Raw genomic sequence first — 12,827 nt, 5'->3', positions numbered from 1 at the left:
TCGGAAAGGAAGTATGGTCTTGAACCTGCATGCATTACGCTTATTTCACGTGGTCGCCTCTACAGGGAGTGTGACACGTGCCTCTGAACTTTTAAATATTAGCCAACCTGCGATTACCGCCCAGATTAAAAAATTTGAAAAAGAAATATCTCTCACACTGCTCATGCCGCTAGGAAGAGGGATTGCCTTAACGGATGCTGGTGAAAAACTTGCTGTACTCGCCAGACGGCTCTTTGCTGTCGAACAGCAAATCGAACAATTTTCACAAGATTATCGTGATGGAGCTCATGGTCATATCCGGCTAGCGGCTACTTATTTACCGGCTCATTTTCTCATTCCGGCCTGGATTGCAAAATTCAAACAACAATATGAACATGTTGAAATGACGATTAACACTACAAATTCCAACGATGCTTTGCAGCAGCTATTAAATATAGAAGTGGATTTGGCTATCTACGGAGGACTGCCTGAGCAGTATCCCGATACGATTCAGACTGAAGAATTATTTCGTGATGAATTGTGGTTCGTGGTAGCTCCAGATCATCGATATGCAAATCAGCAGGTTTCTTTATTGGAAATGATGCATGAACCCTTTGTTATGCGTGAAAAGGGGAGCTCGACACGGGAGAGATTATTTTCCTTATGTCGAACCTATAATGCCCCCGCCCCCCAGGTCACCCTAAACTTCACAGGGCTTCATGAGGCGATTACCGCAGTTATTGCCGGATATGGTGCCAACTTTGTGTCCTCACTGGTCGTGCGTGAATATGTAGAACGTGGCGAACTGTGCCGGGTATATGTAGAAGACATCCAGCTTCTCAATTCAATCGCCATCTGTACCCGTAAGAACGAACCCCTATCTACCGCTACTCTAAATCTCATTCAGCTCATACGTAACCATTCCTGATGAGCATTAGGCACCTGTGTACACTAGCGCTGTATTTTAAAATAACAAGAGCCACGACTGCGTGCAGTAACGATTACCATAAGCGACTGAGAGAATGCCTTGGTAAAATCACTATAAAAAAAACCGCCAAACACAGGGTTTACCCTCGTCTTTTAGCGGTTTATTTCTCTTTGAACACCGTAATCCATCGATAATGTAGTTTATACGCACTTCTCCTCTATAGATCTAGACCATTCTTCCGTTACATAACTAAAAATAAATATTTAAATCTTGAAGTTCTCCACAAGCACCTGAAGCTTCTCGGCAAGTGATGAGAGAAGCGCTGCGGAGGATTCCACTTCTTGCATGGCAGCAAGCTGTTGCTCCGAAGAGGCTGACAGGGACTTTGCCCCTTCAGCCGTATGGTTAGAGACCATTACGGTATTCTGAATGGCTTCAACGAGCCCTTCAGAGATCAGCGCCAGATCCCGAACTGTGGCTGATATTTGCTCGCTTTGGGAAGACATATCGGAGATGGAGACCTCGATCTCGGAGAAGGAGCGTCCGGCTGATATGATTAACTCTTTGCCCTGCATCATTTCGTCCGTGGAACGCTTCATAGTTTCTCCTGCCTTGTCCATTTGGGCGATAATCAGACTGATCAGCTCGCTGATTTGTGTGGCAGAATTGGCAGAACGTTCGGCCAGCTTGCGGACAGAGCCAGCGACAACGGCGAAGCCCTGACCTTCTTCTCCGGCACGCGCAGCTTCTATCGCTGCATTCAAAGACAGCAAGTTGGTCTCCTCGGCGATGCTGGCGATGGTGCCGACAATGTTCTCAATCTCCTTGGAATGGCTGCCAAGCGTATGAATAATGCTTGAGAGATCGCCGATGCTTTCGCTGACAACTCCCATTTGGGAGGTGGTGGAATCCATCGATTCCCGGCCAAGACGTGCTTTCTGGACATTATCCGCGGCCTTGTTCATTGCGATGTCTGCATTGCCGGCAATATCGCTGATGAAGCGTGACATATCCTGAACAGCTTTATAGCTTCCTTCCAGATTCTCCAGTTGGGTATGCGCCCCATCGGCCAACTCAATCGTAACATTCACGCTATGCTCTCCAGCACGGTTCGTTGCCTGTGCGCTGGCAGACAGCTCTTGAGAGGAAGAAGCGACCAGCATAGAGGTGTTGTTGACCTGAGTAATCAGGTTGCGCAGGTTCATTGTCATATCGTTGAAGTCGCTGGCCAGCGTCCCGATTTCATCCTTGCTTTTGAAAAGAAGCGGTTCATGAGTAAGATCGCCTTTGGTAATGGTATTCACAGAGGCTGACAGCTTGGTAAGCGGACTTACCATATGGCGAATCAGCAGGTAAACAACAAGGATAGCCACGATGAAAATGGAGCCGCCAATAATAAAGGGCTGAACAATAATATCCAACGTACGTTCCTGAATTAACGAACCGTCAAAATTGATGGCCATCAGTGCAACAATGGGCTTGGTGGGATCATGGTCCTGATAAATGGGGCCGTATCCGGTTTTGAGCGAGGTTCCTTCATATGTATAAACCTTGGAATATGCTGAATGCTTCATGGTAGTTATCATTTTTTTGTCTTCGTCTGTGAAGTAGAAGGAATCGCCAGCTTGATAGCCTCTTTGCTTGAAGTTGGCATCGGCGGCCAGAATTTTTCCATCCAAGGAGATAATGAAAGCCTCTTTAAAAATAGGCTTATGTGCTACAATCCAGCCGATCCGGTCTTCAATGGCAGCAAGTTTGCTGTTATCTCCACTGACCAGAGCCGATATATCGGCAGGATCTATAAGGCCAGTCGTAATATTGGCGCAACCCACCAACTCGATCCCAGCAGCTTCATCCACTTGATGATAAGCGGTACGATATCCGAAGTATCCAATGGAGGAGCCTACGAGAAGCAGTATGATGAGCATCATCCAGGTTAATTTTGTTGCCAGCTTCATTATTTGAACCACCAATCCTGACTCTAATAAATTTTTGTGACCATCCGTTTTCACTGCTACGATTATAGCCTATCAACACTTACTATAATATGGCATTCCAGTGTCGGAATATGTCGCTTTTTTGTGAGAATAGTCACTGTTTTTTGTAAACGGGGACGTTGCAGCGAACAGCCGTCATTAATGGCGCGGTGACGACTACCATAAGCGACTGAGGTGAGAGTGCCTCTGTTGAATTACGACAAAAAAACTGCTAAACACAGAGGTTTGCCCTCGTTTTTAGCAGTTTATTTTTCTATAGCTGTATTCAGCTTTATTTTTTGTGGGTTAATAAGAGATTAACTATGGTATCCAATTGAAGTTCCAATGAATAAGGATCTTCCATCACAAACTCATCCTCTTTATCGCTGAATGAACCGTACATATAAACCTGTCCTTTTTTTACAGCCGGAAGTCCTTTCCATAGCTCACTATGCAGAATCTGATTAGCCCCTTCATCTTCTGAACCGTATACAAAGATGTGATCTCCCATATACTCGGGTAAAACCTCAAGTGAAATATTTTCAAATCCTTCTTTCATGTTCAATGCCTTCTTGGTAGGTGGTAGCTTTAGCGTCTGATAAATGGTCGGACTTCCGTAATTGCCGCCTTTCGCTGCCAAAACATATATCGATTTATTGGCGACTTGTACAATTGAAACCGTCTCTCCGTCCTTAACGATACCTTGAATTTTCGTTCTGGCCTCTGCAGCTTTCTTCTCGTATTCAGTAATCCACTGCTCGGCTTCTTTCTGCTTGCCAAAGATTTCACTGATTCTGCGGAATTTATCCAGTGGCCCCGCTGTAGATTCGCCCTCCCAATACGGCAAGAACACGGTCGTTCCTACCTTTTGGTAGCTGTCGATGTTCTTTTCGATTGAACCGATAATTAAATCCGGTTGCAGAACGGTCAGTTCCTCCAAATCCATAGGAAAATCACCGAGATCCTTGATTCCGGCCAACTTCTCTTTGGGATATCCCGATTGATCAATCCAAGCCTCATTCAGCATATAGCTTCTGACCCCCACCGGAATAATCCCCAGCTTCAAAAGATGCCCCATATACTGATCCGATGCCATTCGTTTCGGGTTTGCAGGTACTTCCACATCGCCTTTTAATGTCTTAACCGTTCTTGTCTGTGCTTGCACTGCCGCTTGTCCATCGCTGTTGGATGATGTCGCTGTATGATTAGCCTTCGTTTGCGAGCTTCCATTTGTATTCGTCGGAGCCGAGCAAGCTCCCAGCATCAATGATAAACACAACATAATCATCATGGCCGTTATTTTGACTCTTCCGTGCATGAATAAAAGTGGCGTCCGTCTGCATTAGCAGTTCTGCTGCTCGATCTGCTCTTACTTGGCCCAAGTAATGAATCGGACTGGTATGCATTTTACTTTTGAACAACCTTTATAAATGTCCAGTACTGCATTGTAGCTCCTCCGCAATGGACTCAAGTGTCATAGGCCGACTAAAATGCTCACGCATATAGGCTACAGCCTGCGATACAAGGTCGGGCTTAAGAGGTTCGATGCTCTGCCCATACAACTGCTGCAACAACTCATATACAAATTGATGAAATAAGGCTTTAACATGCAGTTTGCCAAGTCCAGAAGCTTCACGCCATTCTTGCTCCAACAGCTTCACTTATCGTACAGGGGCAGCGGGTAATGAGGTGCAAAAGCATACTGATTCTGAAAAGGATTTTCCTTTTCAAGCATGCAGTACATGGAAACGCTCTACCCTGTGAATACTGTTATCCAACCGTACCCGTGCGCTTCCACGCACAGCATACAAGAACGCACTAACAGGAAGTCGATAGGTTCGTAGCTCCTCCCCTTTTTCCATCTTCTTATGACGAACATCCATCACCTGTATAAAAACATGATTCCACAGCAAAATGTGATCGCTCAACTTCATTACTACCGCTCAACCTCCATCCAAACCGTTCCTTCAGTTCTTATTCCGCCCTATCAGATTAAACTCATTATAATTGATAATCATTCTCACAAGCAATCGCTTGTATCTAACTTCCTCTGAACAGTTCAAAACCATTGATTATGTATGTATATAATCGAAATATATGTAAAAAGCCCTGCAAAAGGGCTATCTTTCTTGCAATTCATTCTACTGTTGATTAGAGCTCACCTGTATGATTATGTTCCAAATCGTTTGCGGTACCCGCATTTTCGGCATAACTCTTCTACCGCTTCTCTCTTGGAGAAACCGAAGTACAGACGGTTGGCACGCTCCCCTTCCACAATGTCGGAAAAAGATTGTTCATGCACGTTACCTAAATTAATGACACCTTCTCCATCCAGACAGCAAGGGACCACCGTTCCATCCACCAATACCGCCGCCTGGCTACGGAGTGCATGGCAAAAGCCTTTTCCGTCATCTTCCGGGGCACTGAGGCTCGGCCATTCAAATTCATGGTCTTGATTCAAATAAACGTTTGGTGCGATTTTGACCCCACTGCCTGGTATCACCTTTTCCTCAATCCGATAGTCCAGTCCAAACTCTTGCTCCAGTCGTTCAAGCGTTTCCCGGTTGCGCTGACGCTGCACATTAGTCAGATTATCCTGAGTCAGGTTCCAGAGACGGAACGAAATAATGACATTGTGTTTTACTGCTTCTCTTACAAACGTGAAAATATTACCCAAATATCCTTCTCGATCCACGGAGCCTTCGTGCCCGTCAAAGCTGTGAAGAGAGAAGTTCATCTGACGCAGCGCTGGTTGCCCAAGCAGCTTATGTCCGGTCTTCGGCAGCAAGGTACCATTGGTGGTAATATTGACCTTCAATCCTTTCTCATGAGCACTTTCCAGCAAAAGATCAATTTTCGGATGGAGCAACGGCTCTCCTTTTACATGCAAATAGATGTAATCCGTATGTGGTTTGACCTGATCAAGCACATTTCGAAAGACTTCCGGATCAATAAATTTTTTGACACGCTGTGTTTGAGGACAAAAGCTGCATGCAAGATTGCAAATGCTCGTTATCTCAATGTATACCTTTTTAAAAGTTTTCAACATGATTTCCCCATTCTAACCTTCATCCTGAGCATCTTGTTTATGCTCACTAATCTTATGATTATAACGGGTTATCACCGACAGGTAAACTCTCCAGCCTCCCCTTGGTGTGGGCATTAAATGCTCGACACCTATGCCTATCCAAGATTTGATTTGATATTTTCTATTGACCCTAGGTCTGACCTAAGGTTTATAGTGGAGTTATTCTCTACCAGTAAGGAGTCCTGTCATTGAAAGAACACATTACGATCAGCCAGCTTGCCCAGCTCATGAATGTATCTGTACATCAACTGCGATATTTTGAAGAAAAGGGAATCCTGTATCCATCACATACAGAAGAAAATCAATATCGGATGTACGGGCTTCATGAGATTTATCAGCTTTCGCATATTTTATTATTACGCAAATTAAACGTCCCTGTCGGCCAGATTCTAGAATGTATGACTTCCTTTGCTGCCGATAATTATAACCGGCTTTTAGAGCATTCGTTGCAGAAGGTACAGGCTGAAATAGCTAACTTGAAAATGCATGAACAGTTTATTCACAAACTGTTAGAAGAACATGATAGCCTGACTCAGCGAAATGATGAATATCAGGTCAAACGATTAGGTCCCCGTCATTTAAAGCTATGGTTTGCATTGGAGAATGGTCAAGAGCTTACTGCCGGAAACTTATTTAAACACCGCCCGGCCCCACCTCGATTATTTGAAAATGACCTGCATTACTTGTCTGATGCCGGACAGGTGAAGCTGTGTTATGAAACGGTGGATGTGGCTGACTATATTCTGGAAGAAGGCAACTATCTTTATAAGCATCTTTCCGTCATTGAAGAGCCTGAGATTGATTATGAAATTAAACAATTGGAACGATATGTGGCTCATCACCAATATAACCGCCAAAGCAAGATTGTTCTAGTAGAAAAATCTTATCTTTCGATGTTCGACAACAACAAGCTGCAATACGAAATTCAAGTTAAAGTAGAATAAATCTAGGAGGGCGTTACATGAGTGCAAAATCCTTTGACATTGTTGCATACCAGAAACAAGACCATGAAGCTGTTTGTAGTCTTTTAGTCGAATCGTTTAAAGCAAAATTCCAATCTCTTGTTACACTGGAGGATCAAGCTATACAGCAGTTGTTAATGCAGGTTTGGGTTCAAAATCCTTATTCTACATCTATGAAACAATTTGTAGCCAAAGAAAACGAAGAAGTTATCGGTGTTCTTTCTCTTAAATGGAAACCCTCCTCCTCTTCCCTTCCTGAAACACCCCCCATTTCTTTGGCTCCGCTCATAAAACAGTTTGGTTGCTTTAATATACTTAAATTTTTGACAGGTATGCATGTGCTGGAGTATACCCCCGTTGCAAATGAGTGTTACATTGATCATTTGGCGATTCGTTCAAGTCATCGTAACCAGGGAATAGGACGCCGTCTTCTAGCTTTCGCACAGCAATTTATGGTTGAATCTGGGTTTCATGCATTGACGCTTCATGTAGCGCATAAGAACCAAGGGGCTATCCATTTGTATCACAAACTGGCGTTTGAAGTAGAACAATCCAAATATAATGGGTTACGGCATTTTTGGTTCAAGGAGCCTGAATGGCATCTGATGAGTTGGAAAGAGAACCTGCATTCGAGGAGAGAACACCATTGAAAAAAACATTTAAGCTTACTTTGGGTATTGCGGCAGCTCTAGCTGTTGCCTTGATACTCATTGTTCTATATCAAAATTCCTACAAAATGACGGAAGAAAAAATACAAATTGCGACACCCAAAGGGCTCCTAACAGGCACGTTAGCTTTGCCTAAGGGTTACTCGGGAAAGGTTGGATTAATTGTTTTTGTGCATGGGGATGGTCCTATTAATGACACATATGATGATGGATACAAACCACTGTGGGAAAAGTTCGCCTCCAAGGGTTATGCCTCCCTGTCATTGAATAAGCCCGGTATTAATAGTGCCCCTGGCAATTGGCTGGATCAAAGCATGGAGGACCGCGCACAGGAGATCCGATATGCAATAGACTGGGCGAGAACCTTGCCGATGATTGATACGCAAAAAATCGGCCTATGGGGAGCCAGTCAAGCAGGATGGGTCATTCCGAAGATCGTTAAAGAGGAACATGATATTGCATTCAGCATCCTTGTATCGCCTGCCGTGAACTGGATTTCCCAAGGACAATTTAATACCAGAAAAGAAATGGAGCAAGAAGGAGCTACTCCGCAAGAAATTCAAAAGACATTGAACTACGATCAAGAGATTCTACAGTTACTGAAAAAACATGCTTCTTATGAAGAATACCTAAGCATAGCCGATCCTGAGGATATGATCTCCAAAGAAAGATGGAGCTTTATAGGCAAAAATTTCCGGTCTGATTCCACCGAAGAATTAAGTCACTTCCATTCTCCTGTACTCTTGGTTCTGGCTGGCAAAGATATTAATGTAGATGTAAAGGATACCGAGCGAGTCTACCGCCAGAAAATACCCGCAGAGCTGCTGTCCGTTATTCATTTACCTGAAGCCGACCATTCCATGATGGATGAAAAAATCGCGCGTTCAAAATCTCTAACTTTTTTAACAGCCGTATTCGCCCCAAGAAAATTGGTGAATGACGAGTATCTCAAAATCCTTGCCGATTATGTCAATCAGCGTTAAACAAGGATGTTCTTTTTTGCCATACTTCTTTTGAATATGCTAATGAAAACCCCATAACTGTTCTCGGTTAGACTGGGAATAGATCTATAAACAACAAAAAAACGGCATCTCTGCCGTTTTTTCTAAAGGATGGACTCTCAGGGACTCGAACCCTGGACCAATTGATTAAGAGTCAACTGCTCTACCAACTGAGCTAAGAGTCCATAATAAAAGTTTGGTGGAGCCTAGGGGGATCGAACCCCTGACCTCATCGCTGCCAGCGATGCGCTCTCCCAGCTGAGCTAAGGCCCCATCATAAGTAAGTTTAATCAACGTTTCAAGCGACTTCTATATCATATAAAATTTTTATCCCTGTGTCAATACTTTTATAAAAAATATAATCATCTTCCCACTTTGTCCCAAGAAAGATACAGTCAGCGATCAGTCGCTGGCTGTATCTTTAGATAATAGTGTTTTCAGTTCCTTCATAAACATATTGATGTCTTTAAACTGACGATAGACGGACGCAAAACGTACGTAGGCGACTTCATCCACTGGGTAAAGCTGTTCCATGACCAGCTCACCGATCTGCTGGCTATCCACTTCTGTGGCTGCTGTGTTGCGGATAGCATTCTCTACCTGGGATACGATCATATCCAGTTGCTCGACGGATACTGGGCGCTTCTCGCAGGCTCGAATGAGACCGCGCAGCATTTTATCACGACTAAACTCTTCACGGCTGCCGTCTTTTTTGATGACCATGAGCGGGGTTTCCTCCACCATTTCAAAGGTGGTAAAACGCCTGGCACACTGCTCACATTCACGGCGGCGACGGATGGACTTGTTATCATTCGCAGGTCGCGAATCCAACACTTTCGTGCCGTTGTAGGCACAATACGGACATTTCATAATCTCACCACTTTCTTTTTCCAATAAATTCCCGTAGATTTTTAGTAATAATTTTGTCAAAACAGATCATAATATGTTTACCATATCGCGAGGAGGTGAACAACAATGGCACAAGGAAACAATGGCAACTCCAACAATCTGGTAGTCAGCAGATCCTCCGGCGCTCTGGAGCAAATGAAATATGAAATCGCTCAAGAGCTGGGTATCAGCATTCCTCAAGATGGTTACCAAGGTAACATGACTTCCTATGAGAACGGTTCGATCGGGGGCTACATCACAAAACGCCTCGTAACGATCGCCGAACAACAATTGGCAGGTCAATACCAATAATCGCGGTAATAATGCAGAAATAACAAGATAAAGTGTATGGATGGGCTGCTAAAAACAGCCTGTCCTGCGCTTTTTTCATTTTAAAGCGAAAAGGCTCATCATGTCATTAACTTGTCATTTAAAAATCATTATAAATTTTCGTGTATTGCCTGTAGTAATAAATGACCCGCTGTACATAATGTCGTGTCTCACCAAAAGGGATTTGCTTAATGGACTCTTCTTTTCCATCCCACACTCCCTTATCCAGCCACTCTTGAACTTTACCCGGCCCTGCATTGTAAGCAGCTACGATTGCTACAGGATTATCCTGAAACTTTATGGATAGGTTATGCAAATACCAGGTTCCCAGCTCAATATTGGTGCCAGGCTCGTGCTTGACACTGTCCAGCGGAACCTTTTGAATCTGGGCGCTGTCCATAATCCAATTTGCCGTATTCGGCATAATCTGCATCAGGCCCAGTGCACCCTTATGCGACTGCTTGCTGGTTTTAAAATTGGTTTCTACACGGATAATAGACGCCACCAAAAATGGGTCCACTTCATACGTTTGTGAATACTGCCGAATCTCATCCTTATATTGAATTGGATAGAACCAGGACATCCAATTTGAATTAAGGAACAGGATCAGGACAAACCCGACAAACAAAGTGAGCAGGACTCTTTTCTTTCGCAAAATATTCATGCAAGTCCCTTCCGCTGCCAAAATTGATCAATTTGTCGCTTCGTCTCAGTCTGTGTTCCGCTATTATCGATAACGATATCGGCCAAGCTTTTCTTTTGTTCAATATCCATTTGTGCGGACAGCCTAAGTCCAGCTTGCTCCTCCGTCAGACCGTCTCTGAGCATCAGACGCTGGAGCTGAATATCACGTGGTACGTACACAACCATAATTTCCTCGTACAAGCTCTCCAGCCCGGACTCGTACAGTAACGGGATATCTGCCAAAACAAGCTTGTCCGGCTGTTCCCGTTCATATGCTTCCATGCGCATACGCATTTCCTCACGAATAGCAGGATGTGTAATATCGTTAAGTGCCTGCCGCTGGGCAGGGTCTCCGAATACAATCTCACCCAGTTTTTTGCGGTGCAGGGTTCCGTCATTGTTCACTATAGCTTGTCCAAAATGCTGTTTGACCGCCGCCAGCACCGGATGCCCCGGAAGCATGACTTCCCGGGCAATGGCATCTGCGTCGATCAGCAGCGCACCTTTGGCGACCAAAAGAGCCGACACGGTGCTTTTTCCGGTAGCAATACCTCCGGTTAATCCGATATTCATGCTCTTTCACCTCATAACAGCTTCAATATGCCCATCATAATCAGTAATAATGCCGGCAATACACCCAGCGCCTTCATAAATCGAAATGCTGATAGAAAGAAGCCTGCCTTCATCCCTGCAATCAAAAATGTTCCACTGAATAACGTAATAGCCAGCGCAGTAGACAGTGGCTGAAAACCAAGCATAGCTGCCCCGAGTCCCGCTCCGAACGCATCGACCGATAATGCAATGCCCAGCCAAACCGCTTCGGTAGCAGATATACTGCCGGAACGGTCCATATCCGCAGCAGACGGACTTCGAAGAATCCGAATAACAAGTCCCCATTTGCGGAACTCCAGAGAAAATAGCGTTCGCTCCTGCTGCTCCACAGAAACTTCTGACGACAGGTCTTTTCTTGAGCTAAGGAAAGACTCTGTATCAGTATCCTCTATACTCTTCTTCTCCCCAAGAACAGATCTGCTCACTGGATCAGTCTGTTCTGTAAGAAGCAACCCCCGAGAGGCCTCCGCTGAATCCTCTTGCGAATCCTCTTTGCGGTGCAGAGCTTGAAACAAAGAGTAACAGCCGATACAGATCAGGATGACAGCGCCAAAAACGGTCGTATATACAGGAGACAGGACACGAGATAGTAACGCGCCCAATTGCATGGATATGCCAATCACCAAACCTGAACATACGGAGATGATAGCAATCGACAACAGTGGAATTTTCATTTTGCGCAGACCATATGTAACACCGACTCCGAAACTGTCCAAACTTAGCGCAAATGCCAGTAACAGCAGGCCTCCCCAATGATTAGCCACTACAATTCCCTCCCATTGCGAAGGCAGGGCCTTATAACAACCGAAACCCTCCGCAGTATTGGTACTTGGAACAATATATGAGAGGGATGGGCTTGGGGTGACTGTGCCTGTTTAGCGCAGAGGCTGGCAGACCGGACAATGATGTGTGCCACGTCCGGCTACGACAGATTTTTCGATCAATGTGCCACAGTTAACGCAAGGCTTCGCGTTACGTCCATAGATTTGCAATTGATGCTGGAAGTCGCCCGTTTTACCCTGTCCATTAACGAACGATTTAATGGACGAGCCTCCAACCTGAATCGACGCACCCAGCGTGGAGACAATAGCTTCATGCAAGACATGAAATTGGCTATCCGTTAGGCTTTTGGCTGGCTGTGCTGGATGAATCCCCGCCTTAAACAACGATTCATCTACATAAATATTCCCGATGCCCACTACATATGACTGGTTTAACAGCGCTGCCTTGATCGAAGTCGAACGAGTTCCAACAGCGACACGCAGCATTTCGGGTGTAAAGGCCTCGTCCATCGGTTCTAAACCGAGCTTGTTCAGCGGCTTTTCCAGCAAATCCTGTCCTGCCGGAAATAAGTGCATTGTGCCAAACTGGCGCACATCCTGATAACGCAGCTCCGTACCATCTTTAAAATGAAAGATGACATGGGTATGCTTTTCCACAGGATCATGTTGCGAATACAATCCATATCGCCCTTCCATTCGAAGATGGGAGACCAGCACCAGCCCGTCCAGCAAAATCCGCAGAAACTTTCCGCGTCTCTCAACCCCTGTAATCCGGTGATCGGCCAATTCCATCGCAAAAGCGTGGATATCATCGGGCCGTTGAATGATCCGCGGCAAATTAACGGTGACATGATCTATATGTTTATCAACGATAAGCTCGTTTAGCGTTCGTTTAATTGTTTCTACTTCCGGTAATTCCGGCATGATGT

At 44.9% G+C, this 12,827-nt stretch carries 16 protein-coding genes and 2 tRNA genes; 5 read left to right on the top strand and 13 right to left on the bottom strand.

Going from position 1 to position 12,827, the window contains the following annotated elements:
* Positions 1-19 precede the first annotated feature (19 nt).
* Positions 20-907: a LysR family transcriptional regulator gene (locus ACL9RM_RS05700; protein WP_061828664.1), complete on the top strand. Its 888-nt coding sequence runs from the start codon at positions 20-22 to the stop codon at positions 905-907.
* 263 nt (positions 908-1,170) lie between these two features.
* Here the strand turns inward: ACL9RM_RS05700 and ACL9RM_RS05695 are convergent, their stop codons facing one another.
* From ACL9RM_RS05695 to ACL9RM_RS05670, 6 genes are all read right to left on the bottom strand, one after another.
* Positions 1,171-2,865, bottom strand: a complete 1,695-nt coding sequence (locus ACL9RM_RS05695) for a methyl-accepting chemotaxis protein (protein ID WP_250261837.1) — start codon at positions 2,863-2,865, stop codon at positions 1,171-1,173.
* A gap of 310 nt (positions 2,866-3,175) precedes the next feature.
* Entirely contained in the window at positions 3,176-4,147 is a 972-nt protein-coding gene (locus tag ACL9RM_RS05690; RefSeq protein WP_250267969.1) for an ABC transporter substrate-binding protein, read from the bottom strand.
* Complete coding sequence (locus tag ACL9RM_RS05685) at positions 4,089-4,304, bottom strand: hypothetical protein (RefSeq protein WP_250267968.1); 216 nt, start codon at positions 4,302-4,304, stop codon at positions 4,089-4,091. Before ACL9RM_RS05685 ends, ACL9RM_RS05690 begins: the two co-directional genes overlap by 59 nt.
* A 3-nt stretch (positions 4,305-4,307) precedes the next feature.
* Entirely contained in the window at positions 4,308-4,544 is a 237-nt protein-coding gene (locus ACL9RM_RS05680; protein WP_422759358.1) for a hypothetical protein, read from the bottom strand.
* 66 nt (positions 4,545-4,610) lie between these two features.
* Positions 4,611-4,817: a hypothetical protein gene (locus ACL9RM_RS05675; protein ID WP_250261840.1), complete on the bottom strand. Its 207-nt coding sequence runs from the start codon at positions 4,815-4,817 to the stop codon at positions 4,611-4,613.
* A gap of 236 nt (positions 4,818-5,053) precedes the next feature.
* On the bottom strand, positions 5,054-5,932 hold the full coding sequence (locus ACL9RM_RS05670) for a radical SAM/SPASM domain-containing protein (protein ID WP_061828666.1): 879 nt from the start codon (positions 5,930-5,932) through the stop codon (positions 5,054-5,056).
* Positions 5,933-6,159: 227 nt separating this feature from the next.
* On the opposite strand from ACL9RM_RS05670, the gene ACL9RM_RS05665 reads away from it, so the two are divergent.
* Genes ACL9RM_RS05665 through ACL9RM_RS05655 form a run of 3 tightly spaced genes read left to right on the top strand, consistent with a single transcriptional unit; the run spans position 6,160 to position 8,584 of the window.
* Positions 6,160-6,915 carry a MerR family transcriptional regulator gene (locus tag ACL9RM_RS05665; RefSeq protein WP_250267966.1) on the top strand — a complete coding sequence of 252 codons (756 nt, stop codon included), beginning with the start codon at positions 6,160-6,162 and terminating at the stop codon, positions 6,913-6,915.
* A 17-nt stretch (positions 6,916-6,932) separates the two neighbouring features.
* Entirely contained in the window at positions 6,933-7,583 is a 651-nt protein-coding gene (locus ACL9RM_RS05660) for a GNAT family N-acetyltransferase (RefSeq protein ID WP_250261842.1), read from the top strand.
* Positions 7,580-8,584, top strand: coding sequence for an alpha/beta hydrolase family protein (locus ACL9RM_RS05655; RefSeq protein WP_250267965.1), 1,005 nt, complete (start codon positions 7,580-7,582; stop codon positions 8,582-8,584). The genes ACL9RM_RS05660 and ACL9RM_RS05655 overlap by 4 nt, the downstream gene beginning before the upstream one ends.
* A 130-nt stretch (positions 8,585-8,714) precedes the next feature.
* Here ACL9RM_RS05655 and ACL9RM_RS05650 read toward each other — a convergent pair.
* The 3 genes from ACL9RM_RS05650 to nrdR form a co-directional block, all read right to left on the bottom strand.
* Positions 8,715-8,787, bottom strand: a tRNA-Lys gene (locus ACL9RM_RS05650).
* 12 nt (positions 8,788-8,799) lie between these two features.
* Positions 8,800-8,875 (bottom strand) — tRNA-Ala (locus ACL9RM_RS05645).
* A gap of 129 nt (positions 8,876-9,004) precedes the next feature.
* Complete coding sequence (gene nrdR / locus ACL9RM_RS05640) at positions 9,005-9,472, bottom strand: transcriptional regulator NrdR (RefSeq protein WP_013309614.1); 468 nt, start codon at positions 9,470-9,472, stop codon at positions 9,005-9,007.
* A 105-nt stretch (positions 9,473-9,577) separates the two neighbouring features.
* On the opposite strand from nrdR, the gene ACL9RM_RS05635 reads away from it, so the two are divergent.
* Positions 9,578-9,802, top strand: coding sequence for an alpha/beta-type small acid-soluble spore protein (locus ACL9RM_RS05635; protein ID WP_013309613.1), 225 nt, complete (start codon positions 9,578-9,580; stop codon positions 9,800-9,802).
* A gap of 118 nt (positions 9,803-9,920) precedes the next feature.
* Here ACL9RM_RS05635 and ACL9RM_RS05630 read toward each other — a convergent pair whose 3' ends face one another.
* The 4 genes from ACL9RM_RS05630 to mutM all read right to left on the bottom strand — a co-directional run bounded on the left by ACL9RM_RS05630 (position 9,921) and on the right by mutM (position 12,822).
* Positions 9,921-10,484, bottom strand: a complete 564-nt coding sequence (locus ACL9RM_RS05630; RefSeq protein ID WP_061828669.1) for a lytic transglycosylase domain-containing protein — start codon at positions 10,482-10,484, stop codon at positions 9,921-9,923.
* Positions 10,481-11,077: a dephospho-CoA kinase gene (coaE, locus tag ACL9RM_RS05625; protein ID WP_250267964.1), complete on the bottom strand. Its 597-nt coding sequence runs from the start codon at positions 11,075-11,077 to the stop codon at positions 10,481-10,483. The genes ACL9RM_RS05630 and coaE overlap by 4 nt, the downstream gene beginning before the upstream one ends.
* Positions 11,078-11,088: 11 nt before the next feature.
* A complete protein-coding gene (locus ACL9RM_RS05620; protein WP_250267963.1) occupies positions 11,089-11,880 on the bottom strand; it encodes an MntP/YtaF family protein in 792 nt (263 codons plus the stop codon).
* Positions 11,881-11,991: 111 nt separating this feature from the next.
* Positions 11,992-12,822, bottom strand: coding sequence for a DNA-formamidopyrimidine glycosylase (mutM, locus tag ACL9RM_RS05615; RefSeq protein ID WP_061828672.1), 831 nt, complete (start codon positions 12,820-12,822; stop codon positions 11,992-11,994).
* Positions 12,823-12,827: the final 5 nt, after the last annotated feature.

The organism is Paenibacillus sp. S29, assembly GCF_049319765.1.
In the GTDB taxonomy this organism is placed as follows: Bacteria; Bacillota; Bacilli; order Paenibacillales; family Paenibacillaceae; genus Paenibacillus; species Paenibacillus polymyxa_B.
This window is presented reverse-complemented; position numbering and strand designations above follow the sequence as displayed.

What these genes read in the sequence shown, in the direction of transcription:
- ACL9RM_RS05695 (WP_250261837.1), bottom strand. Translation starts at nt 2,865, where the DNA reads ATGAAGCTGGCAACAAAATTAACCTGGATGATGCTCATCATACTGCTT.
- ACL9RM_RS05690 (WP_250267969.1), bottom strand. Translation starts at nt 4,147, where the DNA reads ATGCTGGGAGCTTGCTCGGCTCCGACGAATACAAATGGAAGCTCGCAA.
- ACL9RM_RS05675 (WP_250261840.1), bottom strand. Translation starts at nt 4,817, where the DNA reads ATGAAGTTGAGCGATCACATTTTGCTGTGGAATCATGTTTTTATACAG.
- ACL9RM_RS05670 (WP_061828666.1), bottom strand. Translation starts at nt 5,932, where the DNA reads ATGTTGAAAACTTTTAAAAAGGTATACATTGAGATAACGAGCATTTGC.
- ACL9RM_RS05660 (WP_250261842.1), top strand. Translation starts at nt 6,933, where the DNA reads ATGAGTGCAAAATCCTTTGACATTGTTGCATACCAGAAACAAGACCAT.
- nrdR (WP_013309614.1), bottom strand. Translation starts at nt 9,472, where the DNA reads ATGAAATGTCCGTATTGTGCCTACAACGGCACGAAAGTGTTGGATTCG.
- ACL9RM_RS05635 (WP_013309613.1), top strand. Translation starts at nt 9,578, where the DNA reads ATGGCACAAGGAAACAATGGCAACTCCAACAATCTGGTAGTCAGCAGA.
- ACL9RM_RS05630 (WP_061828669.1), bottom strand. Translation starts at nt 10,484, where the DNA reads ATGAATATTTTGCGAAAGAAAAGAGTCCTGCTCACTTTGTTTGTCGGG.
- coaE (WP_250267964.1), bottom strand. Translation starts at nt 11,077, where the DNA reads ATGAATATCGGATTAACCGGAGGTATTGCTACCGGAAAAAGCACCGTG.
- mutM (WP_061828672.1), bottom strand. Translation starts at nt 12,822, where the DNA reads ATGCCGGAATTACCGGAAGTAGAAACAATTAAACGAACGCTAAACGAG.